The following is a 17,212-nucleotide window of genomic DNA, read 5'->3' as shown; positions in this document are numbered from 1 at the left end:
CTTCGTCGCAAAACACGCATTCTGACAGACACAGACTTTCGAAGAATCAGACTATCGACTCGGAGTTCCATGAGCAAAAGCACAGAGCGCCGTCAGCCCTCTCCGAGGCTGTCGGTCTTCTTCGACGCGCGCTTCACCCGCACCGATCACCACGACGGGATCTCCCGGTACGGTTCGTGTCTGCTCTCGGCCCTGCTCGAAGCCGTCGAGGGCACGGAGATCGACGTCACTGTGATCATCAGCGATCGGGCCCAGCTGGCGCTCCTGCCCGAATGCTCATGGGTCGAGTTGTCAGACCCCACCTCCCCCACCGAGGTGGCCATCGCCGGGAGGCTCAATGCCCTGGGCGCCGATGTCGTGTTCTCCACAATGCAGACGATGGGCTCCTTCGGTCGCCGGTACGGGCTCATTCTGACCATCCACGACCTCATCTACTACTCCCATCCCAAGCCGCCCGGCGATCTGCCCTTGCCGCTCCGGATGCTGTGGCGGGCGTATCACCTGAGTTTCTTCCCGCAACGGCTGCTTCTCAACCGAGCCGACGCCGTGGCGGCGGTGTCCGAGACGACGAAGGACCTCATCGCCGCTCATCACCTGACCCGCAGGCCGGTGCAGGTGGTGTCCAATGCCGCCGAGGTGGCCGCCACCGCCACGCGGACCGTGAACCGGCACGATGCGAAGACGCTCCTGTACATGGGCGCATTCCTGCCGTACAAGAACGTCGAGACCCTCATCCGCGCCCTCGAGCACCTGCCGGGGTGGACTCTGCATATCGCCAGCCGCATCGATGGACGTCGGGAAGCTCAGCTGCGGGCCCTCATCCCCGACCGAGCGAAGGTCGTCTTCCACCGAGGAGTCAGCGAAGAGGAGTATGCGCGCCTGCTCGACGAATCGACGGCTCTGGTCACGGCCTCGCGCGAAGAGGGATTCGGGCTGCCCGTGATCGAGGCGATGGCTCAAGGCGTGCCCGTGGCCGTCTCGGACATCCCGATCTTTCGGGAGATCGCCGCCGAAGCGGCCGAATACTTCGACCCCGAGGACCCGCAGTCGATCGCCGAGGCGATCACCCGGCTCACTCACGCCGAAAGCTGGGCGGGGAAGTCCGCGGCCGGACAGGTGCAGTCACAGACCTTCGATTGGGCGAGATCGGCGGACTTGCTGGTCGAGCTCATCAGGTCCGTCGCAGCGACCCGGACGACGGAGAACTGAGTCGGCAGGGTCGCGGGCCGCCGTCTCAGCGGGAGGACGCGCCCCAGCTGCGCAGCACCCAATTGTCGCCGGTGAATCCGAATACTCCGTGACCGCAGTTGCCGAGGACGCCGAGCCGGCCGGTCCCGTTCATCTCCAGCAGGATTTCGGCGGCTGCCCGCAGGACCGCACCGTGGGCGACGATGGCGATCGTCTCGGCGTCGGTCGACCCCACGATCTCGGAGATGGCATCTGCGACGCGGTGGCCGGACTGGGAACGGGACTCTCCGCCGGGCGGACTGACATCGGCGCCGGAGGCCCATTCGGCGAGTTCGTCCGGCCAGGTTTCGGCCACCTCGGCGCGGGTGCGTCCTTCCCACTCACCGAAAGCGGTCTCGCGCAGGCGATCGTCGCGCAGGGATTCACGACCGACGAGCGTCGCCAGGCTGTCGGAGGTCACCGCTGCACGGGAGAGGTCGGAGGAGACGATGAGTTCCGGATCGAGTTCGGCGAGGCGCCGGGCGGTCTGTTCGGCTTGAGCTCGGCCAGTGTCGTTGAGGGGGACGTCGGACTGTCCCTGGAAGCGACCGGCGACGTTGAAGTCCGTCTGTCCGTGACGCCAGAACAGAACCGTCTTCGTCATTCGTTCGAGCCGGGTTCGGGCAGCTGCAGGTCGATGACCGGAACGTCTTTCCACAGCCGCTCGAGCGCATAGTATTCGCGCTGTTCGGCGGAGAAGACATGGACGACGATCTCTCCGAAGTCGAGCAGCACCCAGTCCCCTCCCCGACCTTCGCGGCGCAGCGGGGTGCGGTCGTGGACGAGCTGCAGCTCTTGTTCGATCGCGTCGATGATCGCACCGATCTGGCGTTCGTTGTCGGCGGAGACGATGAGGAACGCGTCGGTGATGTAGAGCGTGGAGCTCACATCGAGGCCGATGATGTCGGTTCCGAGCTTCTCGTCCGCGGCTTTGGCGGCGGTTCGAAGCAGCTGGGTGGATTCGGCGATCTCGCTCACAAGATCCTTTCGCATGGATGCGGTTGTTCAGATGGTGTGTCCCCGTGTGCTGCTCAGAGGAACATGACGAGGGCGATGACGATGAGGGCCAAGGCGAAGAACGCGGCGACGCCGAGGACGATATAGGGCATCTTCGAGGGCTCTTCGCCCATGAGGATCTGTCCGTCCTGACCGGTGACCGAGCTGGCACGGATGCGTGATCCGGGAGGATTCTCGGTCTCTTCGTCTTCGTAGTCGGCATTCGGCAGCGACCAGGCTTCGGGCACTGCGTCCATCGGGCGGGTCTCCGGGTTGGCGGCCAATGCGCGTGCCGCGTCATCGGAGCCGGCGTCACCCGGCGACTGATCTGCACCGTCGGACGCCGTGCCGGTCTGCGACTCTTCGCCGCGGACAGAGTCCGGGGTCTGCTGTCGCTGAGTTTCGCTCCCGCGCGCATCCTCGACTTCGGGGATCTGAGCCGACGCGGTGGTGACGACGCGCACTCCGGACGTCGAGGGAGGCTGCACGATCGGCATCCGCCGCGAACGGGACGCGGGCTCTGGCTCGCTTGCGGCATCTGCCTCGGGCGTCGCAGCTGGCTCGTCCGCTGGAGCAGGTTCGTCCGCGGGAGCAGGTTCGCCTGCGGGAACGGCACCAGCGGCAGCTTCCGAGTCTGCCTTGTCGGCCGAGCCGCTCTGATCCGCCGAATCGGTCTGGTCCGCGGCATCAGCGAACTTCTCAGTCTCGGACTCGTCTCCGAGCGCCGGAGCATCTGCGTCGAGGGCCGAGTACGGCATCGACAGCGCGTCGTAGGGCTCGCTGTCCACGGTCGTCGGCCGCGGTGCCGAGTCAGCAGTGACAGGGGCCTCGAAATCACGGGCGGCGACCTCTTCGGTGTCTCCCCCGAAACCGGCGGTGTCATAGGATTCGTGCTCGGTGCCCGCGGCATTCGCATCCGGGCTCGACACGGACGAGGCATCTGCAGCGTCGGCTGCGGCGTCCGTGTCGGCTGCGTCTGACTCGACGGCGTCCGAGCCGGTGGCTTCCGACTGTGTGGCCTCCGAGTCCGGGACCTCCGGGATCGGACCGGTCAAGCGACCCTCGGCAGCGGCCTGGCGTTCGGCCAGTTCCTGCTCATCGGCCACAACCGGCATCGCGCCGGTGGACAGATCGCCGTTCAGCGAGAGTCCGTGCTCGCGCAGGTACCGCTTCTTCTCGGCTCGGGTCTGGAAGTGCGGCAGCGGAGTCCGAGTCGGGTCGAGACGGTCCTCGGCATGGACCGGGGGCCGCGACTCCTGCGGGTGGTCAGATGCCAGGGCACCGCGTTCGTGGCTGGTCCGCGGCGAAGGATCGGGGTCGATACGCGAGGCGGTGTCATCGCTGGTCTCGGCAGCGGGTTTCGCATCGGGCTTCTTCGGGGGCAGCGGACTGAGGAGACCCGCGCGAGAGTTCGGAGCCTCCTTCGGCGGCTCAGGAACCTCTCGTGCTTCGAACGCCTGTTCCGCCGCCAGCCGCTCGGCTTCTCGCCGTGCTCGACGTGACGTGAACTGCTCCTCAGCCATTCTCACTCCTGTACAACTCGTATTTCGCGATGTACTGCACTACGCCGTCCGGCACGAGGTACCAGACGGGTGCACCATCCATCACCCGTTGTCTGCAATCCGTGGACGATATCGCCAGTGCAGGGATCTGCACGAGACTCAGCCGATCGACCGGCAGTCCTTCACCATGGAGTTCGTGCCCGGGTCGACTGACCCCGACGAAGTGGGCCAGGGAAAACAGCTCATCCACATTCTTCCACGTCAGAATCTGAGCCAAAGCGTCCGCGCCGGTGATGAAGAACAACTCGGTATCGGCACCATAGCTGCGAGCGAGGTCCCGCAGCGTATCGATCGTGTACGTCGGGCCCGGTCGGTCGACATCGGCTCGTGAGACGGTGAACCGGGGATTCGATGCCGTCGCGATCACTGTCATCAGGTACCGGTGCTCGGCGCTGCTGACCTCTTCGACGTCCTTCTGATACGGCCGTCCTGTGGGGACGAAAACCACCTCGTCGAGGTCGAAGGTCGCCTGAACCTCACTGGCCGCGACGAGGTGGCCGTTGTGGACGGGGTCGAAGGTGCCGCCCATGACACCGACTCTGCGTCTGTGCTCTGCCATATCAGTGGCGGTGCGAGATGCCCTTCCACGACCGAGACACAAGGCCCATCGTGATGAAGATCGCCAGGGTGATGAGTCCGTACCAGATCGGATCCATCGGCAGCTCGACGTGGGCGGCGTGCTCCCCGCCCTCGGCTGCGGCGGCCATAATGGCTGCGTTCACGTCTATTCTCCTTACTCAGTGTCCGACGCGCACAAGCGCATCGGCGTCATTACCTTCTCAGTTTCTCATGAACGACCCAGGAATCCGGCATCGACATGACATCTTCCTCTTCCGACGGCTCCCCCTCATCCGGAGGTCGCCAACCGCTTGGTCGGGTGTCGGAATCGCTGGAGATTCAGGAACGGACCTGGCCGTTGCCCATCATCACCCACTTCGTCGTCGTCAGCTGTTCGAGCCCCATGGGACCGCGCGCATGCAGCTTCTGGGTGGAGATCCCCACCTCTGCGCCGAAGCCCAGTTCTCCCCCGTCGGTGAAACGGGTGGAGACGTTGACCCCCACCGCTGCGGCATCGATGGCGGCGACGAAGGTGTCCGCGTTGTCGAGGTCCTTCGTCACGATCACTTCGGTGTGGCCGGAGCTGTAGGCGCGGATGTGGTCGATGGCCTCTTCGATCCCGGAGACGAGTTTGATCGCGATCTCCAGTCCCAGGTACTCCTTGGCCCAGTCGCGTCGCGACACCCGGCGAACCTTCATCCCCGCGGGGGCCATTGCTGAGACATCCGAGTCGGCGTGGACGATGACGCCGGCGCCGTCGAGCCGCTCGAGGATCTTCGGCAGCACACGCTTCGCGGCTTTCTCATGGACGAGGAGGGTCTCCAGCGAGTTGCACACGCTGGGACGCTGCGTCTTCGAATTCAGGACGAGGTCGACGGAGGTCTTCACGGTGGCCGTGGAGTCGATGAACATGTGCACATTGCCCACCCCGGTTTCGATGACGGGCACGATCGATTCCTGCACGACCATGTTGATCAGATCGGCGCCGCCTCGGGGAATGAGCAGATCGACGTAGTCGCGGGCGTTCATGAGCACGTGCGCACCCTCGCGTCCGTACTGGTCGATGCCGCTGATCGAGTCGGCCGGCAGTCCCGCCGATTCGACTGCGCGGCGGAGGATGGAGATGATCTCCGTGTTCGAGTTCTGGGCCGCCGACCCGCCGCGCAGGACCGAGGCATTGCCGGACTTGAGGGCGAGGACGGCGATGTCGACGGTGACGTTCGGACGGGCTTCGTAGATCGCGCCGATGACACCCATGGGCACGCGATTCTGGGTGAGCCGGATGCCGTTGGGCAGAGTCCGGCCGACGACGACATCGCCGACGGGGTCAGCCAGGTCGATGACGTCCTCGACGGAATCGGCGATCGCGGCGATGCGATCGGCGTCGAGGCGGAGACGATCGAGAAGAGCGTCGCTCATCCCGTTCTCGGTGCCGGCTGCGATATCGGCATCGTTGGCTTTGACGATGCGGTCGGTGCTGCTGCGCAGAGCGTCGGCGATGGCACCGAGCGCTGCATTCTTCTCCGCGGTCGAGGTCGTCGCCAACAGACTCGACGCGGCCTTGGCATTGCGTACGATGCGGGTGACTCCGCGCACGGTCTTCGGGTGGATCTCGGCTGCTGCTGTCATGGGCTATCTCCCCCCGCTCACGTGTGTGAGAACGAGATCGTTTCGATGGATGACCTCTTTACGGTAGTCACTTCCCAGACGGGTGCCAAGTTCCTCGGTCGTGGACCGGAACATCAGCGGCAGCTCCGCCGAGGAGAAGTTCGACATACCGCGAGCGATGACGTCACCGGCAGGGTTGCGGATCTCGACCGGATCACCGGCCTCGAACTCTCCGCTGCACGCGGTGACACCGGCCGCGAGCAGGGAGGTTCCACGGGAGAGCACAGCGGCCTCGGCTCCGTGGTCGATCGTGATCGAGCCGAAGGTGCGAGCGAGATGGCGCAGCCACAGAAGACGGGTGCCCCGACGTTTGTGTGTGACCGTGAAATACGTGCCGACATTCTCGCCGGCCAGCGCCGAGGCGGCCTGCGGTGCCGAGGTCAGCACGGCCGGAATACCGGAATCGGCGACCATGATGGCGGCCTCGACCTTCGTGGCCATTCCTCCGGTGCCCGTGCCGGCGGTCCCGACGCCGCCGATGGCGAGTTCGTCGAGGTCACGTGGACCGTGGACGCTGTCGATCAGCCGAGAGCCGGGCTGATCCGGAGGACCAGAGTAGAGCGCGTCGACATCCGACAGCAGCACCAGCGCATCGGCGTGGGCGAGGTGGGCGACCAGCGCGGCCAGGCGGTCGTTGTCGCCGAAGCGGATCTCTTCGGTCGCCACAGCGTCGTTCTCATTGACGATGGGCAGCGTACCCAGGGCCAGGAGTTTGTCGATCGCACGCTGGGCGTTCTTGTACTGGGTGCGGCGGATGAGGTCGTCGGCGCTCAGCAGCACCTGACCGGGAACGAGGTCGTAGCGCCCCAGAGCCCGCGTATAGGCGGCCATGAGCAGTCCCTGGCCGACTCCGGCGGCCGCCTGCTGGCTGGCCAGATCCCTCGGGCGCTTCCTCAGTCCCATGGGTTCCAGCCCAGCAGCGATCGCACCGGAGGAGACGAGGATGACTTCGTGACCGGCCGACCGGTGGGCACCGATCACATCTGTCAGGGCGATGAGTTTGGCTTCGTCGAGTCCGCCGTCGATGGTCGTCAGCGAGGAGGAGCCGACCTTGACGACGACACGACGGGCACGCGCGATATCTTCACGGACGGACGCTGCGGAGGAGTCCGACTGAACTGCGGCGCTCACTCTTCGCCGGCTCCCTCGGCAGACTCCGTCGCAGGTGCACCGTCAGCGCTCTCACGGTGTGCACGTTCGGCCAGGCGCTCCTGTTCGAACTCCGCCCGAGTCGCGGCCTTCGCATCCATCTTCTCGTGATAGGCGGCTTTCCGCTCCTTGCGAGTGGCGCGCGACTCCTCGTCGAGCCGGGCGTCCGATCCACGCGAGCCCAGCAGCTCGGCACCGCCGACGGTCGTGGGATCCCAGTCGAAGACGACTCCATCGTCTCCGCCGACGACGATTGTGTCACCGGGTTTGGCACCGGCTTTGAACAGGGCCTCTTCGACACCGAGGTGCTCGAGCCGGTCGGCGAGGTAGCCGACGGCCTCGTCGTTGCCGAAGTCCGTCTGCTGCACCCATCGCCGAGGCTTGTCGCCGAGGACACGGAACAGCGGACCGTCGGCACTGCGTTCGGAACGGACTTCGAATCCGCGATCGTCGACGGCTTTCGGACGGATGACGACGCGCTGCGGTGTCGCTTCCAGCTCGGCGCGGCGCTCCCGCTCGGCGAGCACGAGTTCGGCCATGGCGAACGAGAGTTCCCGCAGGCCGGCATGGCTGACAGCGGAGATCTCGAAGACCCGGTAGCCGGCAGCCTCGAGGTCGGGTCGGACGATATCGGCGAGGTCACGTCCGTCGGGGATGTCGACCTTGTTCAGTGCCACGAGCTTCGGTCGCTCGGACAGCGGGAGGAGTCCGCTGCCGTCGTCGAGGTCGACGGCATAGGCGGCGAGTTCGGATTCGATGATCGTGAGGTCGGAGACGGGATCGCGTCCGGGCTCCCACGTGGCCATGTCGATGACATGGACGAGTCCCGCGCAGCGTTCGACGTGGCGGAGGAACTCGAGGCCGAGTCCCTTGCCCTCCGATGCTCCGGGGATGAGCCCCGGAACGTCGGCGACCGTGTAACGCGTCTCGCCGGCCTGAACGACCCCGAGGTTGGGCACGAGCGTGGTGAACGGGTAGTCGGCGATCTTCGGCTTCGCGGCCGAGAGAGCGGCGATGAGGCTCGACTTGCCCGCCGATGGGTAGCCCACAAGGGCGATATCGGCGATCGTCTTGAGTTCGAGCACCAGGCTCAGCGTCTGTCCGGGCTCGCCGAGGAGCGCGAAGCCGGGGGCCTTGCGCTTCGTCGATGCCAGTGCCGCATTGCCCAGACCGCCGCGGCCTCCGGCGGCAGCGGTGAACTCGGTTCCGTCATCGACGAGGTCGGCGATGACATCGCCGTTGGTGTTCTTCACGACCGTGCCTTCGGGAACGTCGACGATGAGGTCTCTTCCGTCGGCGCCGTGTCTCAGGTCGCCCTTGCCGATCCCGCCGTCATCGGCACGCACGTGCGGACGGTGGTGGAGGGGAAGCAGGGTCGTGGTCTGGCGGTCGACACGGAAGATGATGTTCCCGCCGTTGCCGCCGTCGGCGCCGTCGGGTCCGCCGAGCGGTTTGAACTTCTCACGCCTGATCGAGGCACACCCGTTCCCACCTGCGCCTGCGGCGAGATGAACGGTGACACGGTCTACGAACTCGGTGGCCATAATGTCCTTATATCAGATGAAGGGTGAGTCGTTCGACTCACCCTTCATGCTCCCTTGACTCAGGGAGAGATCATATTGACGACGGAACGGATCCGGGGAGGATCAGGCTCCGACGATGTTGACGATCTTGCGACCGTTGCGGGTGCCGAATTCGACGGCTCCGGCTGTCAGAGCGAAGAGGGTATCGTCTCCTCCACGGCCGACATTGGCTCCGGGGTGGAACTTGGTTCCGCGCTGGCGGACGATGATCTCGCCGGCCTTGACGGCCTGGCCGCCGAAGCGCTTCACGCCGAGGTACTGTGGGTTCGAGTCGCGACCGTTGCGGGTCGAGCTGACTCCCTTTTTGCTTGCCATGTGAGAAGACTCCTCTTACTTGATGTTCGTGATCTTCAGACGGGTGAGGTCCTGGCGGTGGCCCTGACGCTTCTTGTACCCGGTCTTGTTCTTGTACTTCTGGATCACAATCTTGGGACCGCGGAGTTCACCGGCGACCTCAGCGCTGACCGAGACCTTCGCCAGAGCGTCGGGATCGGTCGTGACCGTCTCACCGTCGACAAGAAGTACGGCATCGAGTTCGACGCTGTCTCCAGCCTTCGCCTTCATGCGGTTGACTGTGATGATATCGCCGACGCTCACCTTTTCCTGGTGGCCCCCGGCACGGACGATGGCATAGACCATGCTCGAACCCTCTTTCTGCTAAAACACAAACGAACGGCGGTTGTCCCTTGGCTGACTCGGGACGAACCCGCAGACATCCCATTGAGAGGAATCACCAGCCGTGGCGCGTCACGCGCACCGACGGTCAAGTCTAATCGAGAGCACACGGCATCGGCAAACCCACGCCCCATCGGCAGGCGGACGATCTGCGTATTGTGAGTCATCTCTCGTCCATCCGCAGAAAGGGCGTGATCCTCGCATCTGCGACTCAGCTCTCGCGCGACTCCGCAATGCGTTCGTGCCGACGGATGACCTCGGCGACGATGAACGCCAGGAACTTCTCCGCGAACTCGGGATCCAGGTGGGACTCCTCGGCGAGCTCTCGCAGCCGGGCGACCTGCCTGGCCTCCCGGGACTCGTCGGCCGGAGGCAGACCGTGGTCGGCCTTGAGTTCACCGACGCGCTCTGTGAGCTTGAAGCGCTCGGCGAGGAGATGGACGAGGGAGGCATCGATATTGTCGATGCTGCCCCGCAGCTCCTGCAGCCGTTCGACTGCGCGTGTTCTGTCGTCTCTGTTCTCATCCACGCGCCCATTCTATCGACGGCCCGGCATGCCTGTGCGCCGCGTCCGAATGGGCGCGGCGCACAGGCATCCTTGATCGAGGCGGCCTCTTCCGGTCGAGGACCCCGTCCGGTTGAGGTGGCTCAGATTCAGGCGGGCTGGTCGACCGGGACCGCGTCGACCGTGTCCGGGTCGTTCAACGTTCCGGCCCTGCGGTCGGCGAGGTACTTCTTCATCTCCTTCTTGACCACCGGCATGAGCATGTAGAGGCCGAGGATGTTGATGAAGGCACACATGAAGAGTGCGGCATCCGCGAACTCGACGACCTTCGAGAAGGTCGCCACACAGCCGACGACGACGAAGAGGCAGACCAGTGTGCGGAAGACGGTGACGCTGGCCTTCGCATTGCCGAACAGGTAGCTCCATGCCTGCTCTCCGTAGTACGCCCAGGTGATGAGGGTCGAGAAGGCGAACAGCGCGACAGCGATGGCCAGCAGGATCGGGTACCACGAGGCCACGGTGGAGAAGGCGTCCGAGGTCAGGGCCACTCCCCCGATCTCACCGGCACCGAGGTCCTCTCGGTAGGAGGCCTGATTGGCGACGATGATGGTCAGCGCTGTCATGGTGCAGACGACGACCGTATCGATGAAGGGCTCGAGGAGTGCAACGAATCCCTCGGAGATCGGACGGCGGGTCTTGACCGCCGAATGGGCGATCGGTGCCGAGCCGATGCCGGCCTCGTTGGAGAACGCCGACCGCTGGAAGCCGATGATCATGACTCCGACGATGCCGCCGGCCACACCCTGCGGGTTGAACGCCCCGGCGAAGATCTCACCGATGGCGCTCGGGATGTTCGTGAAGTTGAGCCCGAGCACGAGGAGGCATGAGATGACGTAGAAGATCGCCATCCCGGGGACGAGCTTGTCAGTGACCTTCGCAATCGAACGGATGCCGCCGAGGATGACCAGGGCGACGAGCGCCGCGAAGATGATTCCGAAGATCAGCGAGGCGAAGGGCCCGGCGAGGAACCCGTCGTCGCCGCCCGTGGCCGTGCGGACCTGGGCAAAGGTCTGATTGGCCTGGAACATGCCGCCGCCGACGACGCCGAAGATGAGGATTGCGATGGCGAACAGTCCGGTGAGCACCGTTGCCACCGGCTTGGAGAAGCGGCGGAAGGCCACAGGGAGGTACTTGAATGGTCCGCCGTGGACCACGCCGTTCTCGTCGATCTCACGGTATTTCACTCCGAGAGTGCACTCGACGAACTTCGTGCACATGCCCAAGAGACCGGCGATGATCATCCAGAAGGTCGCTCCTGGACCTCCGAGGGCGATGGCGACACCGACACCGGCGATATTGCCGAGACCGACGGTTCCCGACAGTGCAGAGGCGAGGGCTTGGAAGTGGGTGACCTCACCAGGGTCGGACTTCGAGGAGAATTTCCCGCGGATGATCTCGAGCGACAGCTTCGCCCCTCGAGCTTGGATGAAACCGAAGTAGACAGTGAAGACCCCGGCCGCGAAGATCAGCCACAGGACGACGAAGGGAAACGAGATCGATCCGATGGTGATCGGAAAGAAGATGACGCTGCCGAACCACGTCGCGATCGGATCGAACCATGAGTTGATGGCATCGTCGACCGGAGAGACCGGCGCTGCTGAGATATGAAGATTGTTCATAGTGTGACAACTTACTGAGACTTGCGTCACATTCAAGCGTTCCACCTTATGGAACGCTTTCAGTTATCGAACCGTTACGAAACAGGGGGCTCTGCGGCCATCTGAGATTCGCGTCTCATCAACTGGCCTAAACTGGGAACATGACTCAGAACCCTCAGCAACCAGGTCAGCGGCCGCCTCGAACCCCCAACTCATCCGCCGATCGAGGCCCGATTCCCAGCGGAGATCCGAGCACTCACATCCAATCCGGCCACGGTCAGCCTTCGGCATACCCCGGTGCGGAGGCAGTGACGAACCCCAACGGGCACTATGGGTCCCAGGGCGCTCAGTCCGGGTCGATCGGAGGTTCGGAGTCGACGGCACAGTATGGTCCGCCCGCTGGAGCTCAAGCGAACACCGGTGCCCCGCCGCACCACGGTGAAGGCTCACCTCTGCCGGCGGCACGACGGAGTCGGCACCCCGAACAGGGTCCTGGTTCAGGTCCGGGGCCGAATTCCGGCGCTGGACCCGCCGCATCGCCGACACCGGCCCGCGGGCCCCGACGCTCACCTGTGCAGGCGCCGGACTCCGGTCGGCCTCCCTCAGGGCCAGGACAGCCCAACTCGGCCCCCACGCGCATCGTCTCCCCCGACGGTGAACGCGTGCGCGAGAAGCCGGCCGGCGGGGTCTCGGGCTATTTCGCTATCGTCGGTGCCATCGCCCTGCTCCTCGCCGCTGTGCTCATGGGCATCATCGGCTTCGTCATGAGCTTCGCCCAGGTCGCCGTCGGCGTCGTCCTCTTCATCGTCGCCGTGCTGTGCTTCATCGCCTCGATGTTCCTGTTCAGAGGATGCACCTCGGTGGCGCCCGGACATGCCGTCGTCCTCCAGCTCTACGGCAAGTACGTCGGCACGGTCAGACAATCGGGACTGCGATTCGTCAATCCCTTCTATACGAAGGACCAGATCTCGACGCGCATCCGCAATCATGAGACCTCGACTCTGAAGGTCAACGATCTCGACGGCAATCCCATCGAGATCGGCGCCGTCGTCGTCTGGCAGGTCAGGGACACCGCGCAGGCGATGTTCGAGGTCGATGACTTCGAGGAGTTCGTCGCCATCCAGGCGGAGACCGCCGTTCGGCACATCGCGAACTCCTACGCCTACGATTCCTCGGATCCACGCCGCATGTCTCTGCGCGACAACGCCGACGAGATCACCTCGCGACTCTCCGATGAGGTCGCCGCCAGAGTCATGGCCGCCGGCGTCACCGTCATCGAATCGCGCATCACCCAATTGGCCTATGCTCCGGAGATCGCGCGTGCCATGCTCCAGCGCCAGCAGGCCACAGCCGTTGTTGCCGCTCGTCAGCTCATCGTCGAAGGCGCGGTCGGCATGGTGGAGACAGCGATCGAAGAGATCGAAGGACGTCAGATCGTCAGGCTCGGGCAGTCCGAACGCAGCGATCTCGTGTCCAATCTGATGATCGTTCTCTGCGGTGATCAGGCGGCGCAGCCGACGATCAGCACCACCCGCAATCAGCAGTCGGCAGGCTGACCGGTCCGAGCCGCGCCTGCCGAACACGACAGCGCCCCGTCGACGGATGTCGACGGGGCGTTTGCCGTTTCAGCGAAGGACAGGTGTCAGTCCTGACCGATGATGACGAACGAGGTCGGCAGCTGTTCCTGCTTGGGGGCAGGAGACTTCTTCACCGATTCGCTCTTCTTCGCCGGAGCGGCCTTGACCGGTGCGGCGGCAGCGACCTTCGTCTCACTGTCCGCGCCGATCATCAGCGGCAGGTCCTGCGGCTCTTCGGCGGCCGGTTTCGTATCGGGCGCAGGCTTCCGTTCGGCAGCCGGCGCCTGTTCGTCGCTGCTCGACTTATCTGCGTTCGACTTCTCGTCGGTCTTCTCCGACTGTGAATCGTCGTTGCGGTCCGAACGGGACCGGCGGCGACCGTTGCGTGAACGCGAGCGGGATTTGCCGGTCTCGTCGCTGCTCGACGAGTCGGCAGACTGAGACGAAGCGTCGGACGTCGTCGACTCGGCCGATTCGGTGTCGTCCTTCTTCAGCGTGGCTTTCGCGATCGCGGCGACGGCCGACCGGGACGCATCCGATGACACGGTCTCCTCGGTCGACTCGGACTCGTTGTGCTTGGCCTTCGATCCGGAGCCACTCCGACGCTTACGGTCACGGCGGTTGTCGTGATTGGACCGGTTGCCGCGGTGAGCCTTCGAACCGTCTTCTTCCGATCCGGGCAGCAGCAGTCCTCGCCCGGTGAGGTCCTCACCGGCGCTGACCAGGGATTCGGCGAGTCCGGTGCCGATGCGTTTGCGCGTCATCTGTACGAGACCCAGCGACGTCACCTCGGCGACCTGATGCTTCGTCCGGTCTCGACCGAGACACTCGACGAGGCGGCGCACCACGAGATCCCGGTTGGATTCGAGCACCATGTCGATGAAGTCGACGACGATGATGCCGCCGATGTCACGCAGACGGATCTGCCGAATGACCTCCTCGGCGGCTTCGAGGTTGTTGCGGGTCACCGTCTCTTCGAGATTGCCTCCGGAACCGGTGAATTTGCCGGTGTTGACGTCGACGACCGTCATCGCTTCTGTGCGGTCGATGACGAGGGACCCTCCCGAGGGCAGACTCACCGTCCGCTGGAGCGCCTTCTGGATCTGCTCTTCGATCCGGTAGTGGTCGAAGATGTCCTCGTCCTCGTTGTAGCTGTGGACGCGTTCGAGCAGGTCCGGGGCCACCGATTCGACGTACTCGTGGATCGTGTCCCATGCACTGTCGCCGTCGATGACGAGCGAACTGAAGTCCTCGTTGAAGACGTCTCGGATGATGCGCACGATCATGTCGGGCTCACTGTAGAGCAGCTGCGGCGCCAGCACCTTCGTCGACTTCGACTTCTTCTCGATCGTCTCCCACCGCTTGGCGAGACGTTCGACGTCACGCGAGAGATCGGAGTCGGTGGCGCCTTCGGCGGCGGTGCGCACGATGACGCCGTTCGAATCGCCGACGAGCTGTTTGAGCAGCTTCTTCAGGCGTGCCCGCTCATTGTCGGGCAGCTTCCGTGAGATTCCGGTCATCGAGTTGCCGGGCACGTAGACGAGGAAGCGCCCGGGCAGTGAGATCTGACCGGTCAGCCGGGCACCCTTGTGCCCGATCGGATCCTTCGTCACCTGCACGAGCACGGCATCACCGGGACTCAGCGCGGTTTCGATGCGGCGCGCCTTGCCGTCCATGCCGAGTGCGTCCCAGTTGACTTCACCGGCATAGAGCACGGCGTTGCGGCCCTTGCCGATGTCGATGAACGCCGCTTCCATGCTCGGCAGCACGTTCTGGACCTTGCCCAGGTAGACGTTGCCGATCAGCGATGACTGCTGACGGTTCTCCTTGAGGTAGTGCTCGACTGCGATCCCGTCCTCGACGACGACGAGCTGTGTCTGGTCGCCGCTCTCCCGCACCAGCATGGTGCGGTCGACGGACTCACGCCGGGCGAGGAACTCGGCCTCGGTGATGATGGGACGACGACGTCCGGCCTCGCGCCCCTCCTTGCGCCGCTGGCGCTTGGCCTCGAGCCGGGTCGATCCCTTGAGCGAGGTGACCTCGTCGCGATCGGTGCTGCGAGTGCGGGAACGACGGCGGCGGCGCCGGCGCGCACCGGAGTCGGAGTCATCGTCGTCTTCGTCCGAATGGGAATCGTCGGAGTCCTTGTGGTCGGAGTCCTTATGATCCGACTTCGACTGCGAGTCATCGCCGTCCGCATCGGAGCTCTGCTTCGAACCGCGTCTGTTCGACCGTGATCCTCGCTTCGACGACTTCGAACTCTGCCCTTCGGCGGCATCCGAGGTCTCGTCCTCGGAATCCTTCGAATCATCGGCGGAGTCCGCGGAATCGTCGTGTGAGTCATCGCGATTGCGCGAACGACGCCCGCGGCCGCCCCGGCGCCGGCGCGGACCGCCTGCGGACTCATCCTCATCGTTGTCGTTCTGCCTGTTCTCCTGTGGGGACGAGGAGTCGTCATCGGAGTCGCGGGAATCGTCCCAGTCGGCGTCGGAGTCGTCCTCGATCGTGACGACCTCGGCATGTTCGGCCTTCGGCACCTGGAAGATCAGGCCGCCGTCATAGGGCACCGCAGGGGCAGTGCGGGGTTCGGGGGCGGCAACCGGCGGGGCAGGTGCCGCGAAGGGATTGCGCGGGTCGAAGCTCGGCGAAGCCTGAGCCGTCTCCGGCGCGCGACCGGAGTCCCCGTCGTCAGAGTCCCGGTCATCAGAGTCCCCGCTGCCATCGGAATCGTCGTCGCTGTCGTCAGACGAGTCACTTCGGACGAACTCCTCGAAGACGAGCCCGCGATTGGCCACGGCTTCACGTGCTGACTTCGGCCCGCCTCGGCGAGGGGCGGGTTCGTCCGCATCGCCGTCGTCATCGGCATCGCCGATGCGCAGCGATTCGGCTGCCTCGGCGATGTCATCGAGACGTGCACGCACGGTGTCGTCGACATCATCGTGTTCGGCGTTCTTGGCACTGACCGTCTGCTGCAGATTCGCGAGGTCCGCGAGAATGCCTTCGGTCGGATCTGTCGACTCTGTACCGTCGTTCGACGTATCGTTCATCGTATCTCCCTGTCCGAAGACTCCGTCCACACCGTACGGATCTTCGGATCCTTGCATGGTCCGCGATGGACCGAAACCTGTGGATGGCACGTGAGGCTCGCGCTCAGCGCGTAGGCCCTCCGTGCTGCCTCATCTTGTTGTCGACCTGCGAGGTCATACCCTCGACTCGGTGGAGGCACTTCTCCTGTTCGGTGTGAGAACAGGTATCCGTCAGACCATTATGTCACAGAAGTGCTTCTGCGCTGAGGTTTCTCGTGGTACGGGGTTTGCTGCGCTGGACACGGCGAGGCATTCTTGAGGGGTGAACACCACATTGACTCCTCCCGATGATCGTCAGACCGCCGGCACCACCTCGTCGTGGGTGGTCAGATCCGCTCCGTTCGGGATCTTCCTCATCATCGCCTCGGTCATCGGCTTCCTCGCCTCGTTCTCGCTGTCGGCGGAGAAATACGACAAGCTCGCGAATCCCGACGTCGTGCTCTCCTGCGACCTCAACCCCTTCTTCTCGTGCGGTTCGGTCATGGAACATGCCGAAGCAGAGCTTCTGGGCTTTCCCAATCAGCTCATGGGCATCGCGGCCTTCGTCATCCCACTGCTGCTCGGAGTGCTCATTCTGTCCGGGACCCGCCTGCCCCGGTGGGTGATGATGGGGCTGAACATCGGGCTGGGCTGCGGCGTGGCGCTGGTGATGTTCCTCTTCTATGTCTCGATATACAAGATCGGAGTCGGCTGCCCGTGGTGCATCATCGTGTGGACCGTGACGATCCCGATGTTCATGGCCGTCACTGCCCGCAATCTCCTCACCGGAGTCTTCGGCCGCCGGACAGCCGACAATGCGGTGCTGAGGGTCCTGGCCAAGGAGAACATCGCCCTGTCCGTGCTGTGGATGCTCATCATCTTCGCGTGCATCGTCGTACAGTTCTGGGCGTTCTTCTCCAATCTGCTCTGATACGACGCACGCAATCGGGATCCGAGCCGGCAGATGCCGGCGTGGTCTCGATGTGTGA

The 17,212-nt window shown here is 64.5% G+C and carries 16 protein-coding genes; 3 read left to right on the top strand and 13 right to left on the bottom strand.

Going from position 1 to position 17,212, the window contains the following annotated elements:
* Positions 1-69: 69 nt before the first annotated feature.
* Positions 70-1,209, top strand: a complete 1,140-nt coding sequence (locus QYM46_RS08640) for a glycosyltransferase family 4 protein (RefSeq protein WP_432791576.1) — start codon at positions 70-72, stop codon at positions 1,207-1,209.
* Between the two features lie 25 nt (positions 1,210-1,234).
* Here the strand turns inward: QYM46_RS08640 and QYM46_RS08635 are convergent, their stop codons facing one another.
* From QYM46_RS08635 to QYM46_RS08580, 12 genes are all read right to left on the bottom strand, one after another.
* Complete coding sequence (locus QYM46_RS08635) at positions 1,235-1,831, bottom strand: histidine phosphatase family protein (protein ID WP_432791575.1); 597 nt, start codon at positions 1,829-1,831, stop codon at positions 1,235-1,237.
* Positions 1,828-2,205 (bottom strand): ribosome silencing factor, encoded by a 378-nt coding sequence (gene rsfS / locus QYM46_RS08630; RefSeq protein ID WP_432791574.1) that lies wholly within the window; start codon positions 2,203-2,205, stop codon positions 1,828-1,830. Before rsfS ends, QYM46_RS08635 begins: the two co-directional genes overlap by 4 nt.
* Before the next feature lie 53 nt (positions 2,206-2,258).
* Positions 2,259-3,746 carry a hypothetical protein gene (locus tag QYM46_RS08625; protein ID WP_432791573.1) on the bottom strand — a complete coding sequence of 496 codons (1,488 nt, stop codon included), beginning with the start codon at positions 3,744-3,746 and terminating at the stop codon, positions 2,259-2,261.
* Positions 3,739-4,314 carry a nicotinate-nucleotide adenylyltransferase gene (nadD, locus tag QYM46_RS08620; RefSeq protein WP_432791572.1) on the bottom strand — a complete coding sequence of 192 codons (576 nt, stop codon included), beginning with the start codon at positions 4,312-4,314 and terminating at the stop codon, positions 3,739-3,741. Before nadD ends, QYM46_RS08625 begins: the two co-directional genes overlap by 8 nt.
* 31 nt (positions 4,315-4,345) lie before the next feature.
* A complete protein-coding gene (locus QYM46_RS08615) occupies positions 4,346-4,507 on the bottom strand; it encodes a hypothetical protein (RefSeq protein ID WP_155807341.1) in 162 nt (53 codons plus the stop codon).
* A 175-nt stretch (positions 4,508-4,682) separates the two neighbouring features.
* Positions 4,683-5,972 carry a glutamate-5-semialdehyde dehydrogenase gene (locus tag QYM46_RS08610; RefSeq protein ID WP_432791571.1) on the bottom strand — a complete coding sequence of 430 codons (1,290 nt, stop codon included), beginning with the start codon at positions 5,970-5,972 and terminating at the stop codon, positions 4,683-4,685.
* A 3-nt stretch (positions 5,973-5,975) separates the two neighbouring features.
* Positions 5,976-7,142: a glutamate 5-kinase gene (proB, locus tag QYM46_RS08605; protein WP_432791570.1), complete on the bottom strand. Its 1,167-nt coding sequence runs from the start codon at positions 7,140-7,142 to the stop codon at positions 5,976-5,978.
* Positions 7,139-8,704 carry a GTPase ObgE gene (gene obgE / locus QYM46_RS08600; protein WP_169252150.1) on the bottom strand — a complete coding sequence of 522 codons (1,566 nt, stop codon included), beginning with the start codon at positions 8,702-8,704 and terminating at the stop codon, positions 7,139-7,141. The genes proB and obgE overlap by 4 nt, the downstream gene beginning before the upstream one ends.
* A gap of 102 nt (positions 8,705-8,806) precedes the next feature.
* Positions 8,807-9,058, bottom strand: coding sequence for a 50S ribosomal protein L27 (gene rpmA / locus QYM46_RS08595; RefSeq protein ID WP_025776788.1), 252 nt, complete (start codon positions 9,056-9,058; stop codon positions 8,807-8,809).
* Between the two features lie 15 nt (positions 9,059-9,073).
* Positions 9,074-9,382 carry a 50S ribosomal protein L21 gene (gene rplU / locus QYM46_RS08590; protein ID WP_025776790.1) on the bottom strand — a complete coding sequence of 103 codons (309 nt, stop codon included), beginning with the start codon at positions 9,380-9,382 and terminating at the stop codon, positions 9,074-9,076.
* 247 nt (positions 9,383-9,629) lie between these two features.
* Positions 9,630-9,947 (bottom strand): chorismate mutase, encoded by a 318-nt coding sequence (locus QYM46_RS08585; protein WP_167195869.1) that lies wholly within the window; start codon positions 9,945-9,947, stop codon positions 9,630-9,632.
* A 125-nt stretch (positions 9,948-10,072) separates the two neighbouring features.
* A complete protein-coding gene (locus tag QYM46_RS08580; protein ID WP_169252149.1) occupies positions 10,073-11,602 on the bottom strand; it encodes an alanine/glycine:cation symporter family protein in 1,530 nt (509 codons plus the stop codon).
* Between the two features lie 641 nt (positions 11,603-12,243).
* Here QYM46_RS08580 and QYM46_RS08575 point away from each other — a divergent pair.
* Positions 12,244-13,137: an SPFH domain-containing protein gene (locus tag QYM46_RS08575; protein WP_432791569.1), complete on the top strand. Its 894-nt coding sequence runs from the start codon at positions 12,244-12,246 to the stop codon at positions 13,135-13,137.
* An 86-nt stretch (positions 13,138-13,223) separates the two neighbouring features.
* Here the strand turns inward: QYM46_RS08575 and QYM46_RS08570 are convergent, their stop codons facing one another.
* Complete coding sequence (locus tag QYM46_RS08570) at positions 13,224-16,205, bottom strand: Rne/Rng family ribonuclease (RefSeq protein WP_432791568.1); 2,982 nt, start codon at positions 16,203-16,205, stop codon at positions 13,224-13,226.
* 301 nt (positions 16,206-16,506) lie between these two features.
* Here QYM46_RS08570 and QYM46_RS08565 point away from each other — a divergent pair, with 301 nt between their 5' ends.
* Positions 16,507-17,154 (top strand): vitamin K epoxide reductase family protein, encoded by a 648-nt coding sequence (locus tag QYM46_RS08565; protein WP_169252147.1) that lies wholly within the window; start codon positions 16,507-16,509, stop codon positions 17,152-17,154.
* Positions 17,155-17,212 lie beyond the last annotated feature (58 nt).

The sequence above is a fragment of the Brevibacterium sp. K11IcPPYGO002 genome (assembly GCF_050920635.1).
In the GTDB taxonomy this organism is placed as follows: domain Bacteria; phylum Actinomycetota; class Actinomycetes; order Actinomycetales; family Brevibacteriaceae; genus Brevibacterium.
This window is presented reverse-complemented; position numbering and strand designations above follow the sequence as displayed.

Bases quoted from the DNA above. Each gene is read 5' to 3' on its own strand.
- QYM46_RS08580 (WP_169252149.1), bottom strand. From the start codon at position 11,602: ATGAACAATCTTCATATCTCAGCAGCGCCGGTCTCTCCGGTCGACGAT.
- QYM46_RS08625 (WP_432791573.1), bottom strand. From the start codon at position 3,746: ATGGCTGAGGAGCAGTTCACGTCACGTCGAGCACGGCGAGAAGCCGAG.
- nadD (WP_432791572.1), bottom strand. From the start codon at position 4,314: ATGGGCGGCACCTTCGACCCCGTCCACAACGGCCACCTCGTCGCGGCC.
- QYM46_RS08610 (WP_432791571.1), bottom strand. From the start codon at position 5,972: ATGACAGCAGCAGCCGAGATCCACCCGAAGACCGTGCGCGGAGTCACC.
- obgE (WP_169252150.1), bottom strand. From the start codon at position 8,704: ATGGCCACCGAGTTCGTAGACCGTGTCACCGTTCATCTCGCCGCAGGC.
- QYM46_RS08635 (WP_432791575.1), bottom strand. From the start codon at position 1,831: ATGACGAAGACGGTTCTGTTCTGGCGTCACGGACAGACGGACTTCAAC.
- QYM46_RS08570 (WP_432791568.1), bottom strand. From the start codon at position 16,205: ATGAACGATACGTCGAACGACGGTACAGAGTCGACAGATCCGACCGAA.
- QYM46_RS08640 (WP_432791576.1), top strand. From the start codon at position 70: ATGAGCAAAAGCACAGAGCGCCGTCAGCCCTCTCCGAGGCTGTCGGTC.
- rplU (WP_025776790.1), bottom strand. From the start codon at position 9,382: ATGGTCTATGCCATCGTCCGTGCCGGGGGCCACCAGGAAAAGGTGAGC.
- rpmA (WP_025776788.1), bottom strand. From the start codon at position 9,058: ATGGCAAGCAAAAAGGGAGTCAGCTCGACCCGCAACGGTCGCGACTCG.